This is a genomic window from Streptomyces sp. NPDC059906 (genome assembly GCF_042730645.1).
In the GTDB taxonomy this organism is placed as follows: Bacteria; Actinomycetota; Actinomycetes; order Streptomycetales; family Streptomycetaceae; genus Streptomyces; species Streptomyces rubrogriseus.
The window spans coordinates 1-25,723 of sequence record NZ_JBHWKU010000026.1 but is presented as its reverse complement, the minus strand read 5'-3'; the positions used below and the strand labels follow the sequence as shown (position 1 = coordinate 25,723).

Annotated in this window: 22 protein-coding genes and 1 pseudogene; 17 read left to right on the top strand and 6 right to left on the bottom strand. The window is 73.8% G+C overall.

Annotated features, from left to right (window positions below):
- Nucleotides 1–18 precede the first annotated feature (18 nt).
- From fes (ACFV9J_RS30430) to ACFV9J_RS30395, 8 genes and pseudogenes are all read left to right on the top strand, one after another.
- The gene (gene fes / locus ACFV9J_RS30430) at nt 19–1,359 is read left to right on the top strand and encodes an enterochelin esterase (RefSeq protein ID WP_385359375.1); all 1,341 of its coding nucleotides are present in this window, start codon (nt 19–21) and stop codon (nt 1,357–1,359) included.
- 104 nt (nt 1,360–1,463) lie between these two features.
- Nucleotides 1,464–2,444, top strand: coding sequence for an ABC transporter substrate-binding protein (locus ACFV9J_RS30425; protein ID WP_385359373.1), 981 nt, complete (start codon nt 1,464–1,466; stop codon nt 2,442–2,444).
- Entirely contained in the window at nt 2,441–3,226 is a 786-nt protein-coding gene (locus ACFV9J_RS30420) for a 2,3-dihydro-2,3-dihydroxybenzoate dehydrogenase (RefSeq protein ID WP_385359371.1), read from the top strand. The genes ACFV9J_RS30425 and ACFV9J_RS30420 overlap by 4 nt, the downstream gene beginning before the upstream one ends.
- A gap of 52 nt (nt 3,227–3,278) precedes the next feature.
- Entirely contained in the window at nt 3,279–4,478 is a 1,200-nt protein-coding gene (locus tag ACFV9J_RS30415; RefSeq protein ID WP_385359369.1) for an isochorismate synthase, read from the top strand.
- Nucleotides 4,475–6,106 (top strand): annotated as a pseudogene (locus ACFV9J_RS30410) ((2,3-dihydroxybenzoyl)adenylate synthase); the annotation flags it as partial. The gene ACFV9J_RS30415 and the pseudogene ACFV9J_RS30410, both read left to right, overlap by 4 nt.
- Before the next feature lie 15 nt (nt 6,107–6,121).
- Nucleotides 6,122–6,754, top strand: a complete 633-nt coding sequence (locus ACFV9J_RS30405; RefSeq protein ID WP_385359569.1) for an isochorismatase family protein — start codon at nt 6,122–6,124, stop codon at nt 6,752–6,754.
- A gap of 3 nt (nt 6,755–6,757) precedes the next feature.
- Nucleotides 6,758–6,994 (top strand): phosphopantetheine-binding protein, encoded by a 237-nt coding sequence (locus ACFV9J_RS30400; RefSeq protein WP_385359367.1) that lies wholly within the window; start codon nt 6,758–6,760, stop codon nt 6,992–6,994.
- Nucleotides 6,991–10,902, top strand: coding sequence for an amino acid adenylation domain-containing protein (locus ACFV9J_RS30395; protein WP_385359364.1), 3,912 nt, complete (start codon nt 6,991–6,993; stop codon nt 10,900–10,902). Before ACFV9J_RS30400 ends, ACFV9J_RS30395 begins: the two co-directional genes overlap by 4 nt.
- Nucleotides 10,903–10,914: 12 nt before the next feature.
- Here ACFV9J_RS30395 and fes (ACFV9J_RS30390) read toward each other — a convergent pair whose 3' ends face one another.
- Complete coding sequence (gene fes / locus ACFV9J_RS30390) at nt 10,915–12,210, bottom strand: enterochelin esterase (protein WP_385359362.1); 1,296 nt, start codon at nt 12,208–12,210, stop codon at nt 10,915–10,917.
- A 97-nt stretch (nt 12,211–12,307) separates the two neighbouring features.
- Between fes (ACFV9J_RS30390) and ACFV9J_RS30385 the strand changes: the two genes are divergently transcribed.
- Nucleotides 12,308–13,381, top strand: a complete 1,074-nt coding sequence (locus ACFV9J_RS30385) for a YncE family protein (RefSeq protein WP_385359360.1) — start codon at nt 12,308–12,310, stop codon at nt 13,379–13,381.
- Nucleotides 13,382–13,391: 10 nt separating this feature from the next.
- Here the strand turns inward: ACFV9J_RS30385 and ACFV9J_RS30380 are convergent, their stop codons facing one another.
- Complete coding sequence (locus ACFV9J_RS30380) at nt 13,392–14,066, bottom strand: TetR/AcrR family transcriptional regulator (RefSeq protein WP_385359358.1); 675 nt, start codon at nt 14,064–14,066, stop codon at nt 13,392–13,394.
- A 245-nt stretch (nt 14,067–14,311) separates the two neighbouring features.
- Between ACFV9J_RS30380 and ACFV9J_RS30375 the strand changes: the two genes are divergently transcribed.
- From ACFV9J_RS30375 to hemC, 4 genes are all read left to right on the top strand, one after another.
- On the top strand, nt 14,312–15,766 hold the full coding sequence (locus ACFV9J_RS30375) for an MFS transporter (RefSeq protein ID WP_385359356.1): 1,455 nt from the start codon (nt 14,312–14,314) through the stop codon (nt 15,764–15,766).
- A gap of 96 nt (nt 15,767–15,862) precedes the next feature.
- The gene (locus ACFV9J_RS30370) at nt 15,863–16,843 is read left to right on the top strand and encodes an ATP-dependent DNA ligase (RefSeq protein WP_385359353.1); all 981 of its coding nucleotides are present in this window, start codon (nt 15,863–15,865) and stop codon (nt 16,841–16,843) included.
- A 141-nt stretch (nt 16,844–16,984) separates the two neighbouring features.
- On the top strand, nt 16,985–17,761 hold the full coding sequence (locus ACFV9J_RS30365; protein WP_385359350.1) for an NPP1 family protein: 777 nt from the start codon (nt 16,985–16,987) through the stop codon (nt 17,759–17,761).
- 75 nt (nt 17,762–17,836) lie between these two features.
- On the top strand, nt 17,837–18,772 hold the full coding sequence (gene hemC / locus ACFV9J_RS30360) for a hydroxymethylbilane synthase (protein ID WP_385359348.1): 936 nt from the start codon (nt 17,837–17,839) through the stop codon (nt 18,770–18,772).
- A gap of 19 nt (nt 18,773–18,791) precedes the next feature.
- Here hemC and ACFV9J_RS30355 read toward each other — a convergent pair whose 3' ends face one another.
- Nucleotides 18,792–19,316, bottom strand: coding sequence for a hypothetical protein (locus tag ACFV9J_RS30355; RefSeq protein WP_385359346.1), 525 nt, complete (start codon nt 19,314–19,316; stop codon nt 18,792–18,794).
- A 302-nt stretch (nt 19,317–19,618) separates the two neighbouring features.
- Between ACFV9J_RS30355 and ACFV9J_RS30350 the strand changes: the two genes are divergently transcribed.
- The gene (locus tag ACFV9J_RS30350) at nt 19,619–20,410 is read left to right on the top strand and encodes a SigB/SigF/SigG family RNA polymerase sigma factor (RefSeq protein ID WP_385359567.1); all 792 of its coding nucleotides are present in this window, start codon (nt 19,619–19,621) and stop codon (nt 20,408–20,410) included.
- Here ACFV9J_RS30350 and ACFV9J_RS30345 read toward each other — a convergent pair.
- Nucleotides 20,358–20,741 carry an ANTAR domain-containing protein gene (locus tag ACFV9J_RS30345; protein ID WP_385359344.1) on the bottom strand — a complete coding sequence of 128 codons (384 nt, stop codon included), beginning with the start codon at nt 20,739–20,741 and terminating at the stop codon, nt 20,358–20,360. The genes ACFV9J_RS30350 and ACFV9J_RS30345 overlap by 53 nt on opposite strands.
- A gap of 119 nt (nt 20,742–20,860) precedes the next feature.
- On the opposite strand from ACFV9J_RS30345, the gene ACFV9J_RS30340 reads away from it, so the two are divergent.
- The gene (locus ACFV9J_RS30340; RefSeq protein WP_385359343.1) at nt 20,861–21,664 is read left to right on the top strand and encodes a VOC family protein; all 804 of its coding nucleotides are present in this window, start codon (nt 20,861–20,863) and stop codon (nt 21,662–21,664) included.
- 10 nt (nt 21,665–21,674) lie between these two features.
- Here ACFV9J_RS30340 and glgX read toward each other — a convergent pair whose 3' ends face one another.
- Nucleotides 21,675–23,822 (bottom strand): glycogen debranching protein GlgX, encoded by a 2,148-nt coding sequence (gene glgX, locus ACFV9J_RS30335; RefSeq protein ID WP_385359340.1) that lies wholly within the window; start codon nt 23,820–23,822, stop codon nt 21,675–21,677.
- A complete protein-coding gene (locus tag ACFV9J_RS30330) occupies nt 23,819–24,334 on the bottom strand; it encodes a pep a2 (protein ID WP_385359338.1) in 516 nt (171 codons plus the stop codon). The genes glgX and ACFV9J_RS30330 overlap by 4 nt, the downstream gene beginning before the upstream one ends.
- A gap of 321 nt (nt 24,335–24,655) precedes the next feature.
- Here ACFV9J_RS30330 and ACFV9J_RS30325 point away from each other — a divergent pair, with 321 nt between their 5' ends.
- Complete coding sequence (locus tag ACFV9J_RS30325; RefSeq protein ID WP_385359336.1) at nt 24,656–24,928, top strand: DUF5133 domain-containing protein; 273 nt, start codon at nt 24,656–24,658, stop codon at nt 24,926–24,928.
- 61 nt (nt 24,929–24,989) lie between these two features.
- On the top strand, nt 24,990–25,723 hold a 734-nt coding region (locus ACFV9J_RS30320; RefSeq protein ID WP_385359334.1), incomplete at its 3' end, for a maltotransferase domain-containing protein.

Genomic DNA, 25,723 nt, shown 5'->3' with positions numbered 1-25,723 from the left:
GGTTCACGGAGAACACCGATGACCACCCTCCCCCGCCCCGCCTCCCACGGCGCCGCCACGCCGGACGTCCGCCCCGTCCGGGTCACGGGCCCGCGCCTGGCACGCCTCCTGGAGGAGACCGAGGGGGCCGACGCGGCGCGGCGGGCGGCGTTGACGGACGCCTTCTGGAGCGAGGCGGAGCACCTGGGCAGCCCGCTCGTCGAGGAACTCGACGGGGAGCCGCACCACCGGGCGGTCACGTTCCTGTGGCGCGGCCACCGCGCCACCCGCCGGGTCCTGTTGTGCGGCAACCGCATCACCGACCGCGACCGGCTGGCCGGTTCGCTCCTGGAGCGGGTGCCCGGCACCGACGTCTGGCACCTGGGCCTGCGCCTGCGCTCCGACCACCGCGGTTCGTACCGGCTGGCCGCCGACCTCTCGCTGGGGGACGCGCCCGCCGACCCCGCCGCCCTCCAGCAGCGGCTGCGGTCGCTGTCCGCGCACGCCGCGGCCGACCCGCTGGGCCGCCGTACGGTCGCGACCCGTTGGCAGAGGGCCGACAGTTCGGTCTTCGCCCTGCCCGACGCCCCGGCCGAGCCGTGGGCCGGGCGCCGGGGCACGGTGCCGGCGGGGCGGGTGGAGCGGCACCGGGTACCGGGCTCGGCTCCAGTCGGCGACCGGGACGTCTGGGTCTATCTGCCGCCGGGGCGCGACCGGGCCCCGGCCGCGCCGCTGCCGGTCGTGGTGCTGTGCGACGGCGACATGTGGCTCGGACGGCTCGGTCTCGGCGACACGCTGGACGCGCTGATCGCGGACGGCGCGCTGCCGCCCCTCGTGGTGGTGGCGCCGGACGCCGTGGACCGGCGCACCCGGTGGCGCGACCTCGGCTGCCGGGACCCCTTCGTCGCCTTCCTGGCCGACGCCCTGCTGCCGTGGGCGGCCGGGCGCTGGCCGCTGACCACCGACCCGCGCCGGACCGTGGTCGCCGGGCAGAGCCTCGGCGCCATGACGGCGCTGCACGCGGGCCGGCTGCGCCCCGACCGCTTCGGCAACGTCCTCGCCCAGTCCGCCTCCCTGTGGTGGCGCCCCGGCCTGCCGCCCCCGGGTGCGGTCAAACCACCGGTGCGCGGCGCCCCGTGGCTGGTCGGCCGCTACGCCTCCGGTGCGGCCGCGCCCCTGACGGTCCATCTGGACGTGGGCCTGCACGAGGGCTCCATGGTCGGGCAGACCCTCGCCCTGTACGACGCCCTGCGCGCGACGGGGCACCGGGTCACCCGCGACACGTACAACGGCGGCCACGACTACGCCTGCTGGCACGGGGCCCTGGCCTCCGGCCTGGTGCGTCTGCTGGGCGCCGACGGCGCCGACCCCGCCCCCTGAACCACTCGCCCCTTCATCGCCTCCATCCCTGCATCGCCTCCATCCCTTCATCGCCTCCATCCCTTCATCGCCTCCATCCCTTATCACCAAGGAGTCCCCTTCTCATGTCCCTCGTGCGTGCCTCCCGCAGAACCGTCGTGACGTCCGCCGCAGCCGTCGTGGCGGGAGCCCTGCTCCTCACCGGCTGCGGTGACGACGACGGCGGCAGCGACAGCGCGGGCGGCCAGGCGTCGAGCACCCGTCGGGTCACCGACGCCACGGGCCGCCAGGTCGAGGTACCGACCGCCCCCAAGAAGGTCGTCACCCTGAGCGAGCCCACCCTCGACGCCGCCCTGGCGCTCGGCGTCGAGCCGGTCGGCGCGACCGCCGGACGCGGGCAGCAGGGCGTCTCCACCTACCTGGCCGGCAAGGCGGGCAAGGCGGACGTCGTCGCCACCGTGGCCGAGGCCGACATGGAGAAGCTTGCCGCGCTCCAGCCCGACCTGATCCTCCTCGACGAGACCACGGCGGTGAAGAAGGAGGTCTCCAAGCTGGAGTCCATAGCCCCGACCGTGGTCACCGCCAAGCTCAACGAGGACTGGAAGAAGGCGTTCACGGCCACGGCCGACGCGCTGAACCAGAAGGCCGAGGCCCAGAAGCTGCTGAGCGACTTCGACGCCGACGTGGCCGCGACCAAGGGCAAGCTGGGCGAGAACGCCGGCGCGGTGGTCAGCGTGGTGCGCTGGCAGAACAAGGCGCCGTCCGCGGTCGGCCGGGGCGTGGGCCACGTGGGCGCCACCCTCACCGCGCTCGGCCTGGACCGCCCGGAGGACCAGCAGGGCGTCGGCACCGGCCACAGCGAGCCGGTCAGCCTGGAGAAGCTCTCCACCATCGACGGCGACTGGCTGTTCTTCGGCGCCCTCGGTGAGAAGGCCGACGGGGAGAAGGCGTACGCCGAGGCGAAGCAGGTGCCCAACTTCGGCAGGCTGAAGGCCGAGAAGGAGGGCCACGTCGTCGTGGTCCAGGGCTCCGCGTGGAACAGCGCGGGCGGCCCGCTCGCGGCCCGTGTCGTCCTGGACGACCTGACCGCGGCGCTCACCTCGTGACGGCCGGACTCGACGGCCGGCTCGCCCTCGTGACGGGGGCGGGCCGGGGCATCGGCGCGGCCGTGGTCACCGCGCTCGTCGACGAGGGCGCCCGCGTCGTCGCCACCGACCGCGCGCCCGAGGGCGTCGAGCGGCTCGCCTCCGGGCAGGGCGACGGCCGGATCACCGCCCACGCCCTCGACGTCACCGACGCCGACGCGGTGGAGCGGTTGGTCGACGACACGGAGCACACCCTCGGTCCGCTGGACATCGCGGTCAACGTGGCCGGGATCCTGCGCCCGTCGCACGTCGTGGACCTGGCCGACGAGGACTGGGCGGCCACCTTCGCCGTCAACGCCACCGGCGTCCTGAACGTCTCGCGCGCCGCGGCCCGCCGGATGACCGGACGCGGGCACGGCAGCATCGTCACGGTCGCCTCCAACGCGGCCGGTGTCCCCCGGGCGGGCCTCGCCGCGTACGCCGCCTCGAAGGCCGCCGCCGTCATGTTCACCAAGTGCCTGGGCCTGGAGGTCGCCGGGCGGGGCGTGCGCTGCAACACGGTCTCCCCCGGCTCCACCCTCACCGACATGCAGCGCGCCCTGTGGACGGCCGGTGACGAGAGGGCCTCCGTGCGGCGCGTGGTCGAGGGAGACCCCGCCGCGTACCGCACGGGCATCCCGCTGGGCCGCATCGCCGATCCGGCCGACATCGCCGACGCGGTCGTCTTCCTGGTCTCCGACCGCGCCCGGCACATCACGATGCACGACCTGTACGTCGACGGCGGCGCCACCCTGCGGGCCTGATCCGCCCGCGCCCGCCCCGGGACCGCGCACGCCACCCCCACTGGAGACAGCCATGTCCCTTTCCCTGCACACGCCCCCGCCCACCGCCGCCCCGGCCGAGCCCGGCGCGGCCACCGCCCTCCTGGAGTCCTACCGGCCCGCCACCGACCGCTTCCTCGCCACCCCGCACCGCACCCTCCTGGGCCGCGGTACCGCCGCCGCGGTGCCCCACGACTCCCGCCCGGCCGCCGTCCGGGTGCGTGAGGTGCTGGACACCGCGCGCCGTGCGGGCGTCCCCGCGCCGGTGGTCGTCGGCGCGCTGCCGTTCGCCCCGGACGCCCCGCCCGCGCTGGCCGTGCCCCGGTCGGTGCGGTGGGCGCCGCCGCTGCGGGAGGACCCGCTGATCGCCCTGCCCGTCGCCGCCGACGAGGACCGGCCGCGCTGGCGGGTGCGGGAGGTACCGGCGCCCGAACGGTACGGGCAGGCCGTCGCGGCGGCGGTGGCGCGGATGCGGGCCGGGGAGTTCGACAAGGTCGTACTCGCCCGCACCCTGGAGCTGACCTCGGCGCGCGAGCCGGACCTGCCCGCGATGCTGCGCCGCCTGGCCCACCGCGACCCGGCCGGATACACCTTCGCCGTGCCGAGCGGCCCCGGCCGCACCCTGGTCGGCGCCAGCCCCGAACTGCTCGTCGCCCGGCAGGGCGGCCGGCTGACCGCCAACCCGCTCGCGGGCTCGGCACCGCGCAGCGCGGACCTGGCCGAGGACGTACGCCGCGCGGTCGCCCTCCTCGAATCCCCCAAGGACCTGCACGAACACGCCGTCGTCGTGGCCGCCGTACGGGAGGCGCTCGCGCCGTACTGCACGGTCCTTGAGGTGCCCGAGCGGCCCACCCTGGTGCGTACGGCGGCCATGTGGCACCTGTCGACCACGGTCACCGGCGAACTCGCCGACGCCCGGGCGACCGCGCTGGACCTGGCGTCCGCGCTGCACCCCACCCCGGCGGTGTGCGGCACGCCGACCGAGGCGGCGCGGGCCGTGATCGCCGAGGCGGAGCCCTTCGACCGGGGCGCCTACACGGGCATGGTCGGCTGGCAGGACGCCGACGGCGACGGCGAGTGGGTCGTGACCATCCGCTGCGCCGAGGCCGAGGGACGGCTGCTCAGGCTGTTCGCCGGCGCCGGCGTCGTCGCCGCCTCCACACCCGAGGCCGAGACGGCGGAGACCGCCGCCAAGTTCCGTACGTTCCTGGACGCGGTGGGAGCGGCGCTGTGACCCTCACCCCGGGCGTGGACGCGCCCACCTGGCCGGACGAGTTCGCCGCCCGCTACCGCGCCGCCGGTCACTGGCGCGGCGAGACCTTCGGCGGCATGCTGCGCGAACGCGCCGAAGCGCACCCCGACCGGATCGCCCTGGTGGCCCCGGCCCCCGACCGGCGCACCTGGACCTACCGGGAGCTGGACGAGCGGGCCGACCGGCTCGCCGCCGGGTTCCTCGCCCGCGGCATCGGCAAGGGCGACCGGGTCGTCGTACAACTGCCCAACGTCGGTGAGTTCGCCGAGGTGGTCTTCGCCCTGTTCCGCGTCGGCGCGCTGCCGGTGTACGCGCTGCCCGCGCACCGGGAGACGGAGATCGCCCACTTCTGCTCCTTCACCGAGGCCGTCGCGTACGTCGTCCCGGACGTGCACGCGGGCTACGACCACCGCGAACTCGCCTCCCGCATGCGGAAGGCGGCGCCCGGGCTCAGGCACGTGTTCGTGGCGGGCGACCCCGGCGAGCACACCGCGCTGTCCGACGTGCCGTGCGAGCCGGCCGGTCCGTTCGACGGGCCCGAGCCGCACGAGCTGGCCTTCCTCCAGCTCTCGGGCGGGACGACGGGTGTGTCCAAGCTGATCCCGCGCACCCACGACGACTATCTGTACTCGCTGCGGGGCTCCAACGAGATCTGCGGCGTGGACGGCGACACCCGCTTCCTCGTCGTCCTGCCCGCCGCGCACAACTTCCCGATGAGTTCCCCCGGCTGGCTGGGCACGCTGTACGCGGGCGGCACGGTGGTGCTCTGCCCGAAGCCCGACCCCGACACCGCGTTCCCGCTCATCGCCCGGGAGCGGATCACCATGACGGGGCTGGTGCCGCCGCTGGCGCTGGTGTGGACGCAGGCCGCGACCGAGACCGCGCACGACCTGTCCAGCCTGGAGCTGGCGCTGGTCGGCGGCGCCAAGTACAGCGAGCAGGCGGCCCGTCGGCTGGAACCGGCGCTGGGCTGCCGGCTGATGCAGGTCTTCGGGATGGCGGAGGGCCTGGTCAACTACACCCGGCTGGACGACGACACCGAGACCGTCGTCACCACCCAGGGCCGGCCGATCTCCCCCGACGACGAGATCCGCGTCGTCGACGACGCCGACCGGGACGTGGCCGACGGGGAGTTCGGACACCTGCTCACCCGCGGCCCGTACACGATCCGCGGCTACTGGCGGGCCCCGGAACACAACCGGCGGGCCTTCACCGAGGACGGCTTCTACCGCACCGGTGACATCGTGCGCCGCACGCCGTCGGGTCATCTCGTGGTGGAGGGCCGGGCCAAGGACCAGATCAACCGCGGCGGCGAGAAGATCGCGCCGGAGGAGGTCGAGAACATCGTCCTCGCCCACCCGTCGGTGCACGACGTGTCGGTGGTCGCGGTGCCCGACGACTACCTGGGCGAACGCTCCCTGGCCTATGTGATCCTGCGCGAGGGAGCCGAGCCGCTGCGGCCGGTCGCGGTCAAACGGTTCGTGCGCGAACGCGGCATCGCCGCCTACAAGGTGCCCGACCTCGTCGAGTTCGTCGACGCCTTCCCGCAGACCGGCATCGGCAAGATCAGCAAGAAGCGGCTGCGCTCCGCCGCCGGTGCGTCCGACCCCGAGAGGCCCTCCCCCATGGCCCTGCCCGCCATCACCCCCTATCCGCTCCCGGCGGCGGACGAACTCCCCGCGAACCGCGTGTCCTGGGCCGTGGATCCGGCGCGTGCCGTTCTGCTCGTGCACGACCTCCAGCAGCACTTCCTGTCCGCCTTCCCGGCCGGTGAGCAGCCCCTGACCGGCATGCTGGGCAACACGGCCCGCCTGCTGAAGGAGTACCGGCGGCTCGGCGTCCCGGTCGTCTACTCCGCCCAGCGCGGCGGCCAGACTCCGGAGGAGCGCGGACTCCAGCTCGACTTCTGGGGCCCCGGCGTCGCCGACGACGCGGAGAAACTCGCCGTGCCCGACGCCGTGGCGCCCGAGGACGGGGACACGGTGCTCACCAAGTGGAAGTACAGCGCCTTCGTCCGCACCGGCCTCGCGGACCTGCTGCGCGGGACGGGCCGCGACCAGCTCGTGATCGTCGGCGTGTACGCGCACATCGGCGTGCTGATGACCGCGGCCGACGCCTGGCAGCGGGACCTGAAGGCGTTCGTGGTCGCCGACGCCGTAGCCGACTTCTCCCGCGAGGACCACGACCTGGCACTGCGCTGGGCCGCCGGTCGCTGCGCGGTCGTCACCACCACCGACGCGCTCCTGAAGGAGGTCTGAGCCGTGGCACCCACCCCGCTCACCGTGGCGCGGATCCGGGCCGACGTCGCCGACTGCCTCGGCGAGGACCCGGCGGACATACCCGTGGACGAGAGCCTCGTCGACTACGGCCTCGACTCGGTCCGCATCATGACGCTGCTGGAACGCTGGCGCCGCGAGCACGCGGTCACGGCCGGTTTCGCGGACCTCGCCGAGCGGCCGGCCATCGCGGCCTGGGCCCCACTGCTGGGGGCCGCATGACGTCCCCGGCCCCGACGTCCCTGCCCGTGGCCTCCCTGCCCCTGACGTCCCTGCCCCTGACGGCCGCCCAGTCGGGCATGTGGTTCGCACAGGCCCTGGACCCGCTGAGCCCCGCGCAGAACACCGCCGAGTGTCTGGAGATCGACGGGCCGCTCGACCCGGAGCTGTTCGCCGCCGCGCTGCGCCGGGTGACCTCGGAGGCCGAGGCGCTGCGCGTCGTCCGCGTCGAGGACACGCCCGAGGGGCCGCGCCAGTACGTCGCCGACCGCGTGGAACCCCCGCTGACGGTGCGGGAGCCGGCCACCGGTGCGCAGGCGGAGGCGTGGATGCGCGCCGACCTGGCCGAGCCCTTCGACCTGGGGCGCGGACCGCTGTTCCGGCACGCGCTGTTCCGCGTCGGGCCGGACCGCTGGCTGTGGTACCAGCGCATCCACCACCTGGTCATGGACGGCTACGGCTACTCCCTGCTGGTGCGCCGCACCGCCGAGGTGTACTCGGCACTCGCCCGCGGGGACGCACCCGCCCCGCGCTCCTTCGGCTCCCTCGCCGACCTGGTCGCCGACGACACCGCCTACCGCGCCTCACCGGCCTTCGAGGCGGACCGCGCGCACTGGGCCGACGCGTTCGCCGACCGCCCGCAGGCGCCCCGGCTCGCGGGGCGCGGGGCGCTGCCGTCCCGTACGTTCCTGCGGCGCGGCGCCCAGCTGTCGCCCGAGGCCACGCGGCGCCTGCGGGAGCTGGCCACCCGGCTCCGTGCGACCTGGCCGGACGTGCTGATCGCGGCGCAGGCCCTCTACACCTCCCGGGCCGCCGCACGGCGGGACGTGGTGCTGGGCCTGCCGATGATGGGCCGCATGGGCTCGGCGTCACTGCGCGTGCCCGGCATGGTGATGAACGTGCTGCCGCTCAGGCTCGCCGTCTCCCCCGGGGCGACCTTCGCCGAGCTGGTGCGGCAGGTGGTGCTCGGCATCCGCGAGGCCCGGCGCCACCAGCGCTACCGCTACGAGGACATCCGCCGCGACCTCGGGCTGCTCGGTGAGGGCCGCGCCCTGGTCGGCCCGCTTGTGAACGTCATGCCCTTCGACTACGGCGTGGACTTCGCGGGCGCGCCCGCCCGCGCCCGGAACCTGTCCGCGGGCCCCGTGGACGACCTGACCGTCAACATCCACGACCGCGCCGACGGCCGCGGCCTCGGCATCGACCACGACGGCAACCCGGCCCTGTACGACGACGGCGACCTCGCCGCGCACCAGGACCGCTTCCTGCACCTGGTGGACCGGCTCACCGGCGCCGACCCGCACCTCCCGCTCGCCGTGCACGGCGTGGCCACCCCGGCCGAACAGGGCCTGGTGCTGGAGGAGTTCAACCGCACCGAACGCGCCCTCCCTCCGACCACGCTGATCGGGCCGATCGAGGCGCAGGCCGCCCGCACCCCGGACGCCACCGCCGTGGTGTTCGGGGACGCCGTCCTGACCTACGGGCAGCTCAACACCCGCGCCAACCGCCTCGCCCGGCACCTGCGTTCCCTGGGTGCCCGGCCTGGCACGGTGGTCGCCGTCTCGGTCCCGCGCTCCGTCGAGCTGGTCGTGACCCTGCTCGCGGTGCTGAAGGCGGGTGCCGCCTATCTGCCGCTGGACCCGGACTACCCGGCGCCGCGGCTGACGTACATGCTCGCGGACGCGGCGCCCGTCTGTGCGGTCACCGACCGCGCCGGGCGCCTCCCGGACGGCACGGGCACCGAGACGGTCGTCCTGGACGGCCTCGACGTGTCGGCGCACGCCTGGACGAACCCGCCCCGGGCGCTCACCCCCGCCCATCCCGCGTACGTCATCTACACGTCCGGTTCCACGGGGCGGCCCAAGGGCGTGGTCGTCCCGCACCGGGCGATCGACAACCGGCTGCGGTGGATGCAGCACGCGTACGGTCTGAGCGCCGGGGACCGGGTGCTGCAGAAGACTCCCTCGTCGTTCGACGTGTCGGTGTGGGAGTTCTTCTGGCCGCTGCGGGAGGGCGCGGCGCTGGTCGTCGCCGAACCGGGCGGGCACAGGGACCCGGTGTACCTGGCTCGGACGATCCGCGAACAGGCGGTCACCACCTGCCACTTCGTGCCGTCGATGCTGCAGGTGTTCCTGTCCGCCCCGGAGGCGGCCGGGTGCGGCGAGGGGCTGCGCAGGGTGTTCTGCAGCGGCGAGGCGCTGCCCCGCCAGAGCGCGCGGGCCTTCGCGCGCACCCTGCCGGGCGTGGAGCTGCACAACCTGTACGGGCCGACGGAGGCCGCCGTGGACGTCACGTACCACCGCTGCGCTCCCTCGGACACCGGCCCGGTGCCGATCGGCCGGCCGGTGTGGAACACCCGCCTGTACGTGCTCGACGCGGCGCTCCGGCCGTGCCCGCCCGGCCTGCCGGGAGAGCTGTACCTGGCGGGCGTGCAGCTCGCCGACGGGTACCTGGGCCGGCCGGGGCTGACGGCGTCCCGCTTCGTGCCCGACCCGTTCGGGCCCGCGGGCGCCAGGATGTACCGGACGGGTGATCTGGCGCGCTGGACGGATCAGGGCGAGGTCGAGTACCTCGGCCGCACCGACGACCAGGTCAAGCTGCGCGGACAGCGCGTCGAACTCGGTGAGGTCGAGGCGGCGCTCGCCGCGCGGCCCGGGGTCGACGGCGCCTGTGCCGTGGTGCGGGACGACCGCCTCGTCGGCTATGTGACCGGGGAAGCGGACCCGGCGGACCTGCGGGCGGCGCTGGCCCGTGAGCTGCCGGAGCATCTGGTCCCGGCCGCCGTGGTGCCCCTCGCGGAGTTCCCGCTCACGCCCAACGGCAAGCTGGACCGCCGCGAGCTGCCCGCCCCGGTCTTCGGCGGCGGCGCGGGCGCCCGGACCCCGGCCTCCGCCCACGAGGCGGCGCTGGTCCGGCTGTTCGCCGAGGTGCTCCGGGTGGCGGGGGCCGGCCCGGACGACGCGTTCTTCGACCTGGGCGGCACGTCGCTGCTGGCGGTGCGGCTGGTGGCGCGGGTGCGGGAGGAGTTCGGCACGGAGCTGACCATCGGCTCCCTGTTCGAGGCGCCGACGCCCGCCGCGCTCGCCGCCCGGCTGGAGGCGGTGGGACCGGCTGGCCCGGCGGGCGAGGACGCGCTGGGCGTCGTACTGCCGCTGCGCGCCGAGGGCGAGCGGGCACCGCTGTTCGCCGTCCACCCGGCGGGCGGCCTCGCCTGGTGCTATGCGGGGCTGGCCGCGCGACTGGGTCCGCAGCAGCCCGTCTACGGACTCCAGGCCCGCGGCCTGACCGGCGACGAGCGGCTGCCGCGCACGCTCCAGGAGGAGGCGGAGGACTACGCCGGCCGGATCCGCGGCGTCCAGCCGCACGGCCCCTACCGGCTGCTGGGCTGGTCGGTCGGCGGGGTGCTCGCGCACACCGTGGCGGTACTGCTGCGGCAGGCGGGCGAGGAGGTCGAACTCCTCGCGCTGGTCGACGCGTTCCCGTCCGAGCAGTGGCGCCACCGGCCCGCGCCCGAGGAGGGCGACGCGCTGACCGCGGTGCTGCGCATGGCGGGCTTCGAGCGCACCGGCGAACGCGACCGCGAGGACGTGCTGGCCACGCTGCGCCGGGCGGGCAGTCCCCTCGCCGGCCTCTCCGGGCGCGCCCTGGCGCGGATCGTCGACATCGTGCCGAACCACGCCCGCATGATGCGCGAGCACGAGCACGCCGCCTACGACGGGGACGTGCTGTTCTTCACGGCCGCCGCCCCGCGTGCCGAGGACTGGCTGACGCGTGAGGCGTGGCGGCCGTACGTGCGTGGCGCGCTGGTCAACCACGACCTGGACTGCACCCACCCGGAGCTGATGCGGGACCGCCACCTGGACGACATCGCGGCGGTACTGGCCGCGCGGCTCAAGGAACTCGACGGGTGAGCGCCGCGGTCCTCACCGGCCGAGGAGTTCCACGAGTCCGTCGGACAGTTCGGTGCGCCAGCACAGGTAGTCGTGACCGCCGTTGTACTCGCGGTAGGAGGAGTCGTGAGAGCCGAGCGAGGCCAGCGTGTCGCGCAGCCGGCGGGCGGCCGGCAGGGCCACCCACTCCTGCTCCCCGAAGGAGAGCCGGAAGCGCACCCGCGGACGCGGCCCGGCGGCGAGGCTCCGGGTGAGCCACTCCGCGTCCGGTCCGGCCGGCCACCAGAAGGACCCGGACTGGACGAGGGCGTTGCCGAAGCGGTGCGGAGCCGCCAGGGCCGCGTAGGCGGCGGTCAGCCCGCCGAGGCTCTGCCCGGCGACGACCGTGCGGGCCGGGTCCACGGTGAGCGGGAGCCGCTCGGCCGCCCAGGGCAGCAGCTCGTCGGCGAGGAAGCCGACGTACTCGGGCCGGCACGACAGTTCCGCCCAGCGGGTGGCCTCGTCCACGGCGTCCGGCAGCAGTGCGACGAGCGGTGGGAGGCGGCCGTCGGCGACGAGGTTGTCGAGCAGGTGGGGCAGGCCGAGACGCGGCCCCCAGTGCTCGCCGTCGAGCAGGACCAGGACCGGCAGCCCTTCCGGCCGGTCCGGCTGCCGGGCGGCGCCGGGCGGCGCGTAGAGCCAGACCCGGCGGCTCCCGCCGAGACGCGCGCTCGGCACGGTGTGCTCGGTGAGGGTGCCGCGCGGGACGCCGGGCCGGGGCGCCCAGTCCGTCGCGTCCGGCGCGGCGGGGAGTGCGGCGCAGGGCACCGTACCGCCGTCCCAGCGGTGGGGCAGCGTGCGGGAGTTGTGCGGGTCGCCGCGCCTGCGGGTGCGCAGCCACCGCCAGTACGCGGCGGTTCCCGGCTCGAGCCCCTCGCCCTCGTCGACGTACAGGTCGTACGTGCCGTGCCAGTCGTGGCGCAGGCGCAGTGTCCAGTGCCACACGTCGGTGCCGGGAACGTGCGCCATGAGGTTTCCGGCGGGGTCGTGCGGGTCGCCGAGCTTGTTCGGCAGGACCTGGACCGCACGGGTCGCGGGGCCGCCGCGCCACAGGAACGTCACCGCCCGGTACTGCGCGTCGCCCAGCGGGTCGGGGCCGACCAGGGGGGTGCCGTGCGCGCGTACGCCCGCCCAGAAGCCGTCGGCGCCACCGGGGCCGGGCAGCGCGCACACGGGGTCGGCGAGTCGCGGCACGGGGTGGGGGCGGGGTGTGCGGGGCGGGTGGTGCGCGGTGCCTTCGGGAGGGACCGAGGTGAACGTGCGTGCGGGATCCAATTGACCGTCCGTCATCTTTTAGTTAGGTTAGCCTTACCTTACTTGATCTTAAGTGATCAACGGGTCGCCGATCACATCGAGAACCATCCCGAGCAGAGGGAGTCCCACCACCATGCCCATCCCCGCCGTCCGCACCCGCCGCCCCCGCACCGCGCTGACCGCGGCCGTCGCCGTGGCGGTCGCCGCCGGCTCCACCCTGACCCTGGCCGGCACCGCGTCCGCGCACACCACCGGTTCGCACTCCACCGGTTCGAAGGTCACCACCGCCAAGCTCACCAAGGGCCTGTACCAGTCGGCCTACTCCGAGCGGAACAACGTGCTGTGGGTCACCGCCGCCGTGGGCCGCCCGCCGGTCACCGAGTCGCACCTGCTGAAGGTCGACCCGAGGACCCTCGCCGTACGGGCCGACCTCACCCCGCCCGTCACCGACCCGGCCACCGGCGCCGTCGAGGCCGTCTACGGCGTGGCGGTGGACGACGAGCACAACACCGTCTGGACCACCAACACCCGCAACAACACCGTCTCCGTCTACAGCCAGCGCACCGGAGAGCACCTGGCCAGCCTGCCGGACGTCGCCCACGCCCGCGAGATCGTCGTGGACGAGCGGCACAACACGGTGTGGGCGAGCGGCTTCGGCGACGGCACCCTGGTCGCCTACGACTCCAAGTCGCTGGAGGAGAAGCAGCGGATCACCGTCGACGGGGCCTCCCCCACCGGCCTCGCCGTCAACGAGCGCACCGGCGCCCTCTACGCGGCCGACCTCGGCAACGACCGGCTGATCGAGCTGCGCCGCGGCTCCACCACCCCGCGCTTCCTGCCGGCCGGCGACGGCCCGATCTCGGTCTCGCTGTCCAGGAACGGCCGGACCGCCTACACCGCCGACCAGACCTCGGGCACCGTGTCCGTGGTCGACCTGCGCAAGGGTGTCGTCACCAAGTCGGTGGCGACCGGCGCCGGCGCCCTGTCCGTGGCGACCGACGAACGGTCCGGCGACGTCCTCGTCGTCAACCGCACCGACGCCACCGTCACCCGGGTGGACCCGCGTCGGGGTGTCGTGGAGGAGACCGTGACCACCGGTGCCAACCCCAACCACGTGGAGATCGCCGACGGCACCGCCTACGTGGTCGACAAGTCGGGGGCAAGCGCCGCCGAGGACACCGTGACCCGGATCCGCCTCGCCCGCTGACCGCACCCCCTCACCTTCTGGCGCCCGTCACCCCCCCGCCCCGGGGCGTGACGGGCGCCAGCCACATGCCCACGATCGCGTCAACGAGGCCGTCGGCCGCGTCCTGCCAGCTGGCGCGCGGGGTCGGACGGTTCTCGGCCAGGGCCCGCTCGCGCTCCTCCGCCGTGTGCACGATGAGGTGACGGGCCATGTCGCCCCGCTCCGCGCGGACCTCGTCCGGCAGCGCGGGCATGCACCGGTCGCGCCCCACGATGATCGCCCGCAGGGAGGCGGAGGCCCGGGACTCCTCGGTCATGATCTGCCGCAGCGCCGGGTCGGTCATGACCTGGGCGCAGAACCGCGCGTACCAGGTGGGGCTGCCCAGCGCCGCCAGGTGGTCGAACTGGGGACGGACCAGGCAGTCCACCCAGTCGCGCAGGTCCGGCGAGTCGCCGAGGGCGGCGAGCTGGCGGGCACGCAGCTCCTCGACCCGCTCCGAGTGGCGCTGCGCGATGGCCCGGACGAGGTCCGCCTTGGTGCCGAAGTGGTAGCCGACCGCGGCGTTGTTGCCCTGCCCTGCGGCCTCGCTGACCTGGCGGTTGGAGACCGCGTACACCCCGTGCTCGGCGAACAGCCGCTCAGCGGTGGTCAGGATCAGCTGCCGGGTCGCGCTGACCTGTTCCGTCCGGACCGCCCTGCCCGCCATGATCACCACCGCGCCGGGACTCTCTCCGCACCGCCCGCGACGACCAGCCCCTCGAGTCGTCGCAGGTCCGCCGACGTACGGCGGGTTCTCACGAAAGCCTACGGCGCGGCGGCGGGACATCGCCGACCGGCCCGGACGGGCGTTCGCTCCGCACACCCCGTAGGATACTTCAAGCGACTGACTTAAAGGTTCGCGTTCCGGTTGCTCCCGCCCGTCGGGGGACTCATCGCTCGAAAGGCTCTTCCATGCCCGCTTCCCCCGCCTCACCACGGCCGAACGCCGTGGTGGCGGTACTGGCCCTGGCCGGGATCGTCGTCGCATTGATGCAGACCCTGGTCATCCCGATCATCCCGGAGCTGCCGAAGCTCCTGGACGCGTCGGCCTCGGACGCGGCCTGGGCGGTGACCGCCACCCTGCTCGCCTCCGCGGTGGCCACTCCGGTGGTCGGCCGGCTCGGCGACATGTTCGGCAAGCGGCGGATGCTGCTGCTCAGCCTGGTGCTGCTGATCGCCGGTTCCGCGGTCTGCGGACTGAGCGACGCACTGGTCCCGATGGTCGCCGGACGCGCCCTGCAGGGCCTGTCGGCCGCCGTGATCCCGCTCGGCATCAGCATCATGCGCGACGAACTGCCGGTCGAGCGGCTGGCCGGTGCCACCGCGGTGATGAGCGCCTCCCTCGGCGTCGGCGGCGCGCTCGGCCTGCCCGCCGCCGCGCTGATCGCGGACAAGCTCGACTGGCACATGCTGTTCTGGCTCTCCGGCGCGCTCGGAGTGGTGTCCCTGGTGCTCGTGCTGACGCTGGTGCCCGAGTCGGCGGTGCGCACCGGTGGCCGCTTCGACGTGCTCGGCGGTATCGGCATGGCCGCCGGCCTCGCGAGCCTGCTGCTGGCCATCTCCAAGGGCGGCGACTGGGGCTGGTCCTCGGGCACCACCCTGGGCCTGTTCGCGGCGGCCGTGGTGATCCTGCTGGTCTGGGGCTGGTGGGAGCTGCACACCCCGGATCCCCTGGTGGACCTGCGCACCACCGCCCGCCGCCAGGTGCTCTTCACCAACCTGGCGTCCGTCGCCATCGGCTTCTCGATGTTCGCGATGTCCCTCGTCCTTCCGCAGCTGCTGCAGTTGCCCGAGGCCACCGGTTACGGACTCGGCCGCTCGCTGCTGACCACGGGTCTGGTGATGGCGCCGTCCGGCCTGGTGATGATGGCGTTCGCCCCGGTCTCCGCGAAGGTCTCCAAGTCCAGGGGCCCGAAGGTGACGCTGATGATCGGCGCCCTGATCGTGGCGGCCGGCTACGGCCTGAACATCGTGCTGATGGCCGAGGTCTGGCACCTGGTCCTGGTCTCCTGCGTCATCAGCGCGGGCATCGGCTTCGCCTACGGCGCCATGCCGTCGCTGATCATGGGCGCGGTGCCGCCGAGCGAGACGGCCGCCGCGAACAGCCTCAACACCCTCATGCGGTCGCTCGGCACTTCGGTCGCCAGCGCCATCGCCGGTGTGATCCTGGCCCAGATGACCATCGACCTCGGCGGCTTCGCCCTGCCGTCCGAGAACGCGTTCAAGGTGGTCATGGCCATCGGCGCGGGCGCGGCCCTGCTGGCCACCGCCCTCGCGTCCTTCATCCCCCGGCACCGCCCGGCCGGCACCCCGGCGGGCCCGGCTCCGGCCGACGGTGTCGCCCCGGAGCCCGCCTCGGTGCGCTGACGGCGACGGCGCCGGCCCCGCCCGGGACCGGCGCCGTTCAGGCGAACCTGGCGGGCAACGCGCGTGACGGCGCCCCGGCGGGTCGAGTACTGACCCGTGGAGCTGCCGCCGATCCCTCCGATGCTCGCCACCCCCGGCACCCTGCCGCCCGCCGGGCAGGACGCGCGCTGGGCCTACGAGACCAAGCAGGACGGGCAGCGCGTGGTGGTCTACCTGCCCGGCGACGGGAGCGTCCTGCTGCGTGCCCGCTCCGGCCAGGACATCACCGCCGCCTATCCGGAACTGACCCCGCTCGCCACCGCGCTCGGCGGGACCGGTGCCGTACTGGACGGGGAGGTGCTGGCCCTGGACGGACAGGGCCGTGCCGACTTCCAGTTGCTCCAGTCCCGGATGGGCCTCGCGCACACCCCGTCCCGGGCGGCGCACCGGGCGGCGAAGGTCCCCGTCCACCTGGTGCTGTTCGACGCCCTGCACCTGGCGGGCCGCTCCCTGCTGCGCCTGCCCTACACCGGCCGCCGTGAGCGGCTGACGGACCTCGGGTTGAACGGGCCGTCGTGGTCGACCCCGGCCGCGCTGGTCGGACACGGCGCACAGGCCCTGCGGGCCACCCGCGAGCATGGCCTGGAGGGGCTGGTGTGCAAGCGGCTGGACTCGGTGTACGAGCCCGGGGTCCGCTCCCGGGCCTGGATCAAGATCCGCAACATGAGCAGCGAGGACGTCGTGGTCGGCGGCTGGCTGCCCGGCAAGGGGCGGCTCGGCGGCCTCCCCGGCGCCGTCCTGGTCGGCCAGCGCGCCGCGGGCCGGCTGCGCTACGTCGGCGGGGTCGGCACCGGCTGGAGCGCGGCCGAGCGCACCGAGCTGGCCGCGCTGCTGGCGGCCGCCGCGAGTGACGTCTGCCCCTTCGACCCGGTGCCGCGGGTGCCGGGGGCGCGCTGGGTGGTGCCCCGGCTGGTCGGCGAGGTCCGCTACAGCACGCGCACCCGGGAGGGCATGCTGCGCCAGCCGTCCTGGCTCAGGCTCCGGCCGGACCTGGCGCCCGAGGAGTCGGCCGCGGACCTTCCGGACGACCTGGTGTGAAGGTGCGACTCCGGGTCGGGTGCCGGGCTCGTCTTCACCGCGGGGACGTCCGTGCGCCCTTGGCGCGGGAGGGAAAAGAGGGGACCCTGAACTCCCCTTCCCCCCACAGCCGTTGGGCTGCGCCAGCCCGAGGAGGACGCGATGTCCCCGCGTACCGCCACGACGCCCCGCCACAGATGGCTCACCGTACCGCTCGGTGCCCTCGCCCTCGTCGTCGCCTTTCCCGCCACCGCCTTCGCCGCCCCGCCGCCGGGGCTGCCCGGCAACGCCGACAGCCTGGAGCGGGCGTACCAGCCCGCCTACGACTACGACACCGACGGCTGCTATCCCACCCCGGCCATCGGCGCCGACGGAGCGGTCAACGGCGGGCTGAAGCCGACCGGCGCGCTCAACGGCAACTGCCGCGACGCCTCCGACCTGGACAACACCAACGGCTACGCGCGCGCCAAGTGCGACGGCGACTGGTGCGCCTACATGTACGGCCTCTACTTCGAGAAGGACCAGGCCCTGCCCGGGACGAGCCTCGGCGGCCACCGGCACGACTGGGAGCACGTGGTGGTGTGGGTGCGGGACGGCGCCGCGCAGTACGTGTCGACCTCCAACCACGGCTCGTTCAGCGTGCACGAGCGCTCCGCCGTCCGCTTCGACGGCAGCCACCCGAAGATCGTCTACCACAAGGACGGCATCGGCACCCACTGCTTCCGCCTGGCGACCTCGGGCGACGAGCCGCCGGAGAACCACGAGGGCGCCTGGCAGTACCCGGCCCTGGTGGGCTGGAACGGCTATCCGGCGGGCCTGCGCGACAAGCTGAGCACCCACGACTTCGGCAGCGCCGGCTTCGGCCTGAAAGACGGCAGCTTCGCCTCCCACCTGGCCGCCGCCAAGCCCGCCGGCATCCCCTTCGACCCGAACGCCTGACCCTTCGGGGGCGGGCGGTGGGCCGGTCGGGCGAAGCGGTCGGCCCGGCCTCCGCCGGAGCACTATCGTGTCCGCATGTCCGCCCCCGAACTCATCCGCGTCGTCTCCCGCGACTCCCCCATGGCGCTGGCTCAGGTCGAGCGCGTCCGGGCCGAGTTGGCGTCCCTCCACCCCGGCGTACGCACCGAGGTCGTACCGGTGAAGACCACCGGCGACAAGTGGCTCGGGGACCTGTCCCAGGTGGCGGGCAAGGGCGCGTTCACCAAGGAGGTCGACGCCGCCCTGCTGTCGGGCGAGGCCGATCTCGCGGTGCACTGCGTCAAGGACGTGCCCGCCGACCGGCCGCTGCCCGCCGGTACGGTCTTCGCCGCGTTCCTGAAGCGGGACGACGTGCGGGACGCGCTCGTCCACCCGGGCGGGCTCACGCTGGACGAGCTGCCGGACGGGACGCGGGTCGGCACGTCCTCCGTGCGCCGTGTCGCCCAGCTGGCCGCCACCCACCCGCACCTGCGGTGCGTTCCCTTCCGCGGCAACGCCAACCGGCGGCTGGCGAAGCTGGCCGCGGGCGAGGCGGACGCGCTGCTGCTCGCCGTCTCCGGACTGGAGCGCATCGGCCGGACCGACGTGATCAGCGAGGTCCTCTCCCCCGAGACGATGATGCCGCCGATCGGCGCGGGCATCCTCGCCCTGCAGTGCCGCGAGGGCGACCGTGCGCTGATCGAGGCGGTCAGCGCACTCGGCGACCCCCGTACGCACCGGGAGGCCACGGCGGAGCGCATGTTCCTGCACGTGCTGCAGGGGCACTGCAACAGCCCGATCGCCGGGCACGCGCAGGTGGACCGCAGCGGTGAACTCTCGCTGCGGGCCTGCGTGTTCACCCCCGACGGCAAGGTCCGGCTGAACGCGCACGAGTGGGCCGGACGCCTCGACCCGGCGACCCTGGGCACATCGGTCGCGGTGGCCCTGCTGCGGCAGGGAGCCCGGGAGATCATCGACGGCATCGCGCACTGAGCGGCGGCCGCACGGCGGATCAGGCGGGGCCCTCCTCCGACTGGCCCCGCAGGTACGCGCTCACCTGGTGTACGAGGCCCTCGTCCCGCACCCCGCCGCACGGGGCGGCGCCGGCGCCGTCGGGCAGCCCGGGGGCGCCGCTCCACAGTCGGCGGTCGGCCCACTCCTCGTCCACTCTCAGCTGCACCTGGACGTCGACCTGGCTCAGGCTCGCCTCCGGCCCGGCCGCGTAGAGCACGGCGGTGGCCCGGCGCAGCGGGTAGACGTCGAAGCCCTCGATGAACTGGGAGTTGCGCCAGTCGAGGAAGGCGCTCTCCCCGTCCGGGCCGATCCGCACGTCGATCTGGCCGTCCTCCAGGTGGATGCCGAGGTGCCGCCCGCCCCGGTTCTCGACGGTCACCCGGACCCGGAAGTACGTCAGCCCCTCGGCGGCGTCGTCGCGGCCCCGCGGCGGCTCGGCCGGCTCAAGACGGTGGACGCGGACCCGCAGGCCGGCGTGCTCGTCGTACTCCTGCCAGTCCCCGACCACGTTCGGCTCGTACACGGTGCCCCTCTCGACCTCTCGACGCTGCTTCCTATCCGTACGCTCAGCGCACTGTCAAATGAGCGGAATGCGCTGTGGCCAGGGACTTCGTCCCTTTTGATCGGTGATCAAGCGTTGCCCAGCAACGATCCGCCGACGCCGGTCCACGCGATCACCGGGAGCGTGCCGCACATCACGTCCCGCCACGGGGCGACCGCACGGTCACCGGCACGCAGCCGTTCGAGTGGCCGTCCGGGGGATTCGCGCTCAGTATCCATATATACGAGGACTTGCCAGCACCCCTGCTGAGGGAGGTGCGCGTGATGCGTGTCGCCGGCAGAACCCAGCCCCACCCGCACGACGACGCCCCCGACACGGCCGCGGCGTTCGAACGGCTCGCCGGGCTGCCCGAGGGACCGGAGCGCAAGGCGCTGCGGGACGATCTGATCCGGGTCTGGCTGCCCATGGCGGAGCGGATCGCCGTCCGCTTCCGGGGCCGCGGCGAGAACCTGGAGGATCTCTATCAGGTGGCGGCCCTCGGCCTGGTCAAGGCCGTCGACCACTACGACCCGGAGCGCGGCCACGCCTTCGAGGCGTACGCGGTGCCGACCGTGACCGGCGAGATCAAACGGCACTTCCGCGACCACATGTGGACGCTGCACGTGCCGCGCCGGATCCAGGACCTGCGCAACCGGGTCCGCAGATCGGCGAAGGAACTGGCGCAGACCACGCCGGGGCGCGCCCCGACCGTCGAGGAGATCGCCGAGCACGCGCAGCTGACCACCGTCGAGGTGCGCACCGGCATGGAGGCCCTGGAGTGCTTCTCGGCCCTGTCGCTGGAGGCGGAGATGCCCGGCACCGACGGATACGCCCTCGGCGACGCGCTGGGCGGCCCCGATCCCGCCTTCGACGCGGTGGTGGACCGGGTGGCCGTGCGGCCCTGCCTGGAGGCACTGCCCGAGCGCGAGCGCACCATCCTCTACCTGCGCTTCTTCGGAGGGATGACGCAGAGCCGCATCGCCCAGCAGCTCGGCATCTCGCAGATGCACGTCTCCCGGCTGCTCACCGGCTGCTTCGACCGGATACGCGAGGAGATCCTGACGGAGGCCCGCTGAGCCCGGGCCGCCCCAGGCGGTCCTCCAGGGCGGCCAGGATCTGTGGCGGTATCACTCCGGTGCGCCCCCAGATGAGTATCGCTTCCGCCACATTGCGGAGTTTGATGTTCGTATGCTGGGAAATTTCCTTCAGGACGATCCACCCCTCGTCCGGCGTCACCCCGCCGAGGGCGATGACCACCCCTATGGCCTGGTCGACGACGGCGTGCGAGACGACCGCCTCCTTGAGCTGCCTGACCTGCTCCTGCAGCCGGAAGATCTGGTCCGAGTCGGAGTCCGGGTCGGGGTTCGGGTCGGGGTTCGGGCGCACGTCGGCGGGGGGCACGGTCACCTCGGGGCCTCCGTTTCGGCGCCATGTGCGGGGTACTCGCCAGGCGCCCGCCGCACTCCCGGCCGGACACTGGTGTGGAGCCGGTGGCTGCCGGTGGACGAGACCAGGACACGACTGCCATGAACCACGACACGACCTCCTCCGCCCGCGGGGAGAGCCTCCTGTCCACGCACTCCGTGTACGGGGCCCCCTGCTGGGTGAGTCTCACCAGCCGTGATCTGGAGGCCACCGAGGAGTTCTACTCCGCCGTGCTGGGCTGGCGGTGGCGGCCCGCCCGGCTGGGCGAACCCTTCCGGATCGCCCTGGCCGACGGGGTGCCGGTGGCCGGGATCGCCGCCGTCGCCGCGATGTGGCAGATGGCGGTGGCCTGGACGCCGTATTTCGCCGTGCGCAGTGCGGACGAGGCCGTGTCGCGGGCGCAGGAGCGCGGCGGCACCACCGCGGTCGGACCGATCTCCCTGCCGCCGGGACGGGCGGCGCTGCTCGCCGACCGGGACGGCGCGACGTTCGGGATCTGGGAGGGCGAGCTGTTCTCGGAGTGGGACACCTGGCGCACCAAGCGCCCCGCCTTCATCCGGCTGCACACCCGCGACGCCTTCGACGCCGCCATCTTCTACGGCGAGATCTTCGAGTGGGCGTCGGGGCAGGGCTGCTGCGAGGTCCGGTACGAGGGCGACGAGGTGGTCCTGCGCCACGAGGGCGAGGTCGTGGCCCGCATCGAGTCGGGGGCGCTGGGAGCGGCTCCCGACCCGGCCGTCCGGCCGCACTGGCAGATCCACTTCGCGGTCGAGGACGTCACGGCCTGCGCCCGCGTCGCGGAGCGGCACGGCGGCAGCGTGCTCTCGCTGAGCCCGGACGAGGCGGTGCTCCGGGACGCCGACGGCGCGCAGTTCACGGTGACCGCGCGCCGCCTCGGCAGCTGATCTCACCGGCTCACCGGCCGGTGCGGGAGGGCCGGGAGAGCAGCACGAGGCTGCGCTGCTCGACGGTCAGCCGGGTGCCCGCCTTGCGCTCGGCCTCGTCGGGGACGCCGTCCGGGTCGGCGGTGTCGACCAGGGCCGTCCAGCGTTCGCCGTAGCCGGCGTCGGGCAGCCGGAAGTCGGCCGGCTCCCAGTGGCTGTTGAGCAGCAGCAGGAAGGAGTCGTCGACCACGGGCCGGCCGCGGGGGTCGGGCTCGGCGATGGCGTCGCCGTTGAGGAAGACGCCGACGGTGTGCGCGTCGGAGCGCTGCCAGTCGTCGTCGGTCATCTCCCGCGCGTCGGGCAGCAGCCAGACCAGGTCGGGCAGCGGCTGGTCGGCGTGGGTGAGGGTCTCCCCGTGGAAGAAGCGGCGCCGGCGCAGCACGGGGTGGTCGGCGCGCAGCGCGATCAGGCGCCGGGCGAAGTCCAGCAGCGCGCGCTGCTCGCCGCCGAGCCGCCAGTCGATCCAGGAGATCTCGTTGTCCTGGCAGTAGGCGTTGTTGTTGCCCCGCTGGGTGCGGCCCAGTTCGTCGCCGTGGCAGAGCATCGGGATGCCCTGGGAGAGCAGGAGGGTGGCCAGGAAGTTGCGCTGCTGGCGGCCGCGCAGCTCCCGGACGGCCGGGTCCGAGGTATCGCCCTCCACGCCGCAGTTCCAGGACCGGTTGTGGCTCTCGCCGTCCCGGTTGTCCTCGCCGTTGGCCTCGTTGTGCTTGTCGTTGTACGAGACGAGGTCGCGCAGCGTGAAGCCGTCGTGCGCGGTGACGAAGTTGACGCTGGCGCGGGGGCGGCGGCGGCTGTGCTGGTACAGGTCGGAGGAGCCGGTCAGCCGGGAGGCGAACTCGCCGAGCGAGTGGTCCTCGGCGCGCCAGAAGTCCCGTACGGCGTCGCGGTACTTGCCGTTCCACTCCGACCACAGCTGCGGGAAGTTGCCCACCTGGTAGCCGCCCTCGCCGACGTCCCAGGGCTCGGCGATCAGCTTGACCCGGCTGATGACCGGGTCCTGCTGGATGAGGTCGAAGAACGCGGACAGCCGGTCCACCTCGTGGAACTGCCGGGCCAGGGTGGCCGCGAGGTCGAAGCGGAAGCCGTCCACGTGCATCTCGGTGACCCAGTACCGCAGCGAGTCCATGATGAGCTGGAGCACGTAGGGGTGCCGCATCAGCAGGCTGTTGCCGGTGCCGGTGGTGTCGTAGTAGTGCTGCCAGTCGCCGTCCACCAGGCGGTAGTACGAGGCGTTGTCGATGCCGCGGAAGGAGAGGGTGGGGCCCTTCTCGTTTCCTTCGGCGGTGTGGTTGTAGACCACGTCGAGGATCACCTCGAGACCGGCCTCGTGCAGGGCCTTGACCATCGACTTGAACTCGCTGACCTGCTGGCCGCGGGTGCCGAGGGCGGCGTAGCCGTTGTGCGGCGCGAAGAAGCCGATGGTGTTGTAGCCCCAGTAGTTGGACAGGCCGCGGTCCTGGAGCACGCCGTCGTGGACGAACTGGTGCACCGGCATCAGCTCCACGGCAGTCACGCCGAGGGAGGTCAGGTGCTCCACGACCGCCGGGTGGGCGAGGCCCGCATAGGTGCCGCGCAGGTCCTCGGGCACGTCGGGGTGGGTGCGGCTGAGGCCGCGGACGTGGGCCTCGTAGATGACGCTCTCCGAGTACGGGCGCCGGGGCGGTCGGTCCTCGCCCCAGTCGAAGAAGGGGTCGGTGACGACGCCGAGCATGGTGTGCCCGGCGCTGTCGCCCGGGTCGGCCTTGCCCCTGGCCCGCTCGAAGAGGGAGGCGTGGTTGTCCACCAGGCCGTCCACGGCCCGTGTGTAGGGGTCGAGGAGCAGCTTCGCCGGGTTGCAGCGGTGGCCGACGGCCGGGGCCCACGGGCCGTGGACCCGGTACCCGTAGCGCTGCCCCGGGCCGACGCCGGGCAGGTAGCAGTGCCACACGAAGCCGTCGACGTCGGGCAGCGGGACGGTGCTGTGGTTGCCGTCGTCGTCGACGAGGACGAGGTCGACCCGCTCGGCGACCTCGCTGAACAGGGCGAAGTTGGTGCCCTGCCCGTCGTACGCGGCCCCCAGGGGGTAGGGGTGCCCGCTCCACACGGGCGACCCCTTCCAGTTCGGCCTGGCGCGGGTCACCGGGCCTCCTCCAGAACGCCGCCGCCCGTACGTGCCCAGCCGGCCACTTGGGCCACCGGCATGATCTCTCGCGGCACGTCCAGCCCCTCCTGGGTGATCGGCTCGGGGTCCGTCGCGACCAGCGGGACGCGTTCGCCGGCCCGGGCGCGGCGTGAGAACCAGATGACCTTCGCCCCGGTGTCGGTGGCGCAGCAGCCCCAGCCGTCGCTGTTGGCCGCGAGGTGCTGCAGACAGGTGCGCAGGTCGTGGTCGGGACGGAGCGCCTGGTCGTTGCCCCCCACGGCCGTGATGAGGTGCTGGCGGTTCCACCACATCTCGATCGACGTGTTCTTGTCGCTCGCGTGCTCGTCGATCGCCAGCAGCAGCATCTCGGCGCCCGAGCAGACGGGTTCGACGAGGTTCTCCAGGTTCCAGAACCGGAGGTGAGCGGCCAGGATGCGCCTGACCTGTCCGACCCGTTCCGGGCTCACTTCCACGTCGAGGTGGTAGTAGCAGGGCACTGCGGTCTTCATCGTCGTGGCTCCTCACCGCGAAGGCTCTCGCTCCTCCTCGTCCCTTGGGGGACGGGCTCCCCGATCACGAAGCGTGAGCGCTGATCGCTTCTGAGTCACTCCAGAGTGGGAGCGGTAGTCCATTCGTGCAACACGAGCAGCTCGGGGCCGGAATCCGGGCGGGAACGGGTGACAAAAACGGTTGAAGATCCAACAAGACGGGGCGTGACCGCCCGTGCACCATGTGTGAAGAACTCGATCGCCCAGATCCCGAACGTTCAGATCCCGAACGTCCAGAACCCGATCGTCCGTACCACCGGACCGTCCGGAAGGTGACCGGCCATGCTGCTCCCCGCGAAGAGCGAAGTCGCCCGGCAGCTGCGGCATTACCGCGCCTGGGAACGCTCGATGCTGGCGTCCCCCACGGACGTCACCGTCCGGACCACCTTCGAGGACTCCGGCTACACCCTCTGCGTGCTGATGGGGAAGCGGTGCGCACGCGAGGCGGCGGACGCGGCCGAACGGTATCTGCGGACGAACCTGGTCACCCATGCGCAGGAACAGCCGGAACGGCTCGCCCCGTCGGGGCACCGGGCCCCCTCCGGCGCGGCCTGACCCGATCGGCCCAATCCAGTCGGCCGGGCCCGCGCCCGGCCACGAGCACGGCGGAGGTGAGATGCGGATGAGCGCGACCGTGGGGATCGGACGTATCCCGGTCCGGGACGTCCAGCCGGTGGTGGAGTACGGCAGGCGTCCGGCGAAGGCGGTGACGGGAGAGACGTTCCGGGTCACCGCCACCGTGTTCCGTGAGGGACACGACGCGGTGGCCGCCAACGTCGTGCTCAAGGACCCCGAGGGCCGGCCGGGCCCGTGGACCCCGATGCGGGAGCTGGCCCCGGGCAGCGACCGCTGGGGCGCCGAGGTCACCCCGGGCGCGCCGGGCAACTGGACGTACCGGGTGGAGGCGTGGAGCGACCCGGTCGCCACCTGGCGGCACACCGCGCGGATCAAGGTCCCGGCCGGCATCGACGCGGGCCTCGTGCTCGAGGAGGGGGCCGAGCTGTACCGGCGGGCCGCCGCGGGAGTGCCGAAGGACTCCGGGCGGGACGTGCTGCTGGCCGCCGCCACGGCCCTGCTCGACGACACGCTGCCCGTGGCCACCCGCCTGGCGGCGGCGTTGACGCCTCAGGTGGACGCGGTCCTGGCCCGCCACCCGCTGCGGGAGCTGGTCACCTCCTCCGACCCGCTCCCGCTGCTCGTCGAACGCGAACGGGCCCTGTACGGCGCCTGGTACGAGTTCTTCCCCCGCTCCGAGGGCACCCCCGACACCCCGCACGGCACCTTCCGCACCGCCGCCCGCCGCCTGCCCGCCATCGCCGCCATGGGCTTCGACGTCGTCTACCTCCCCCC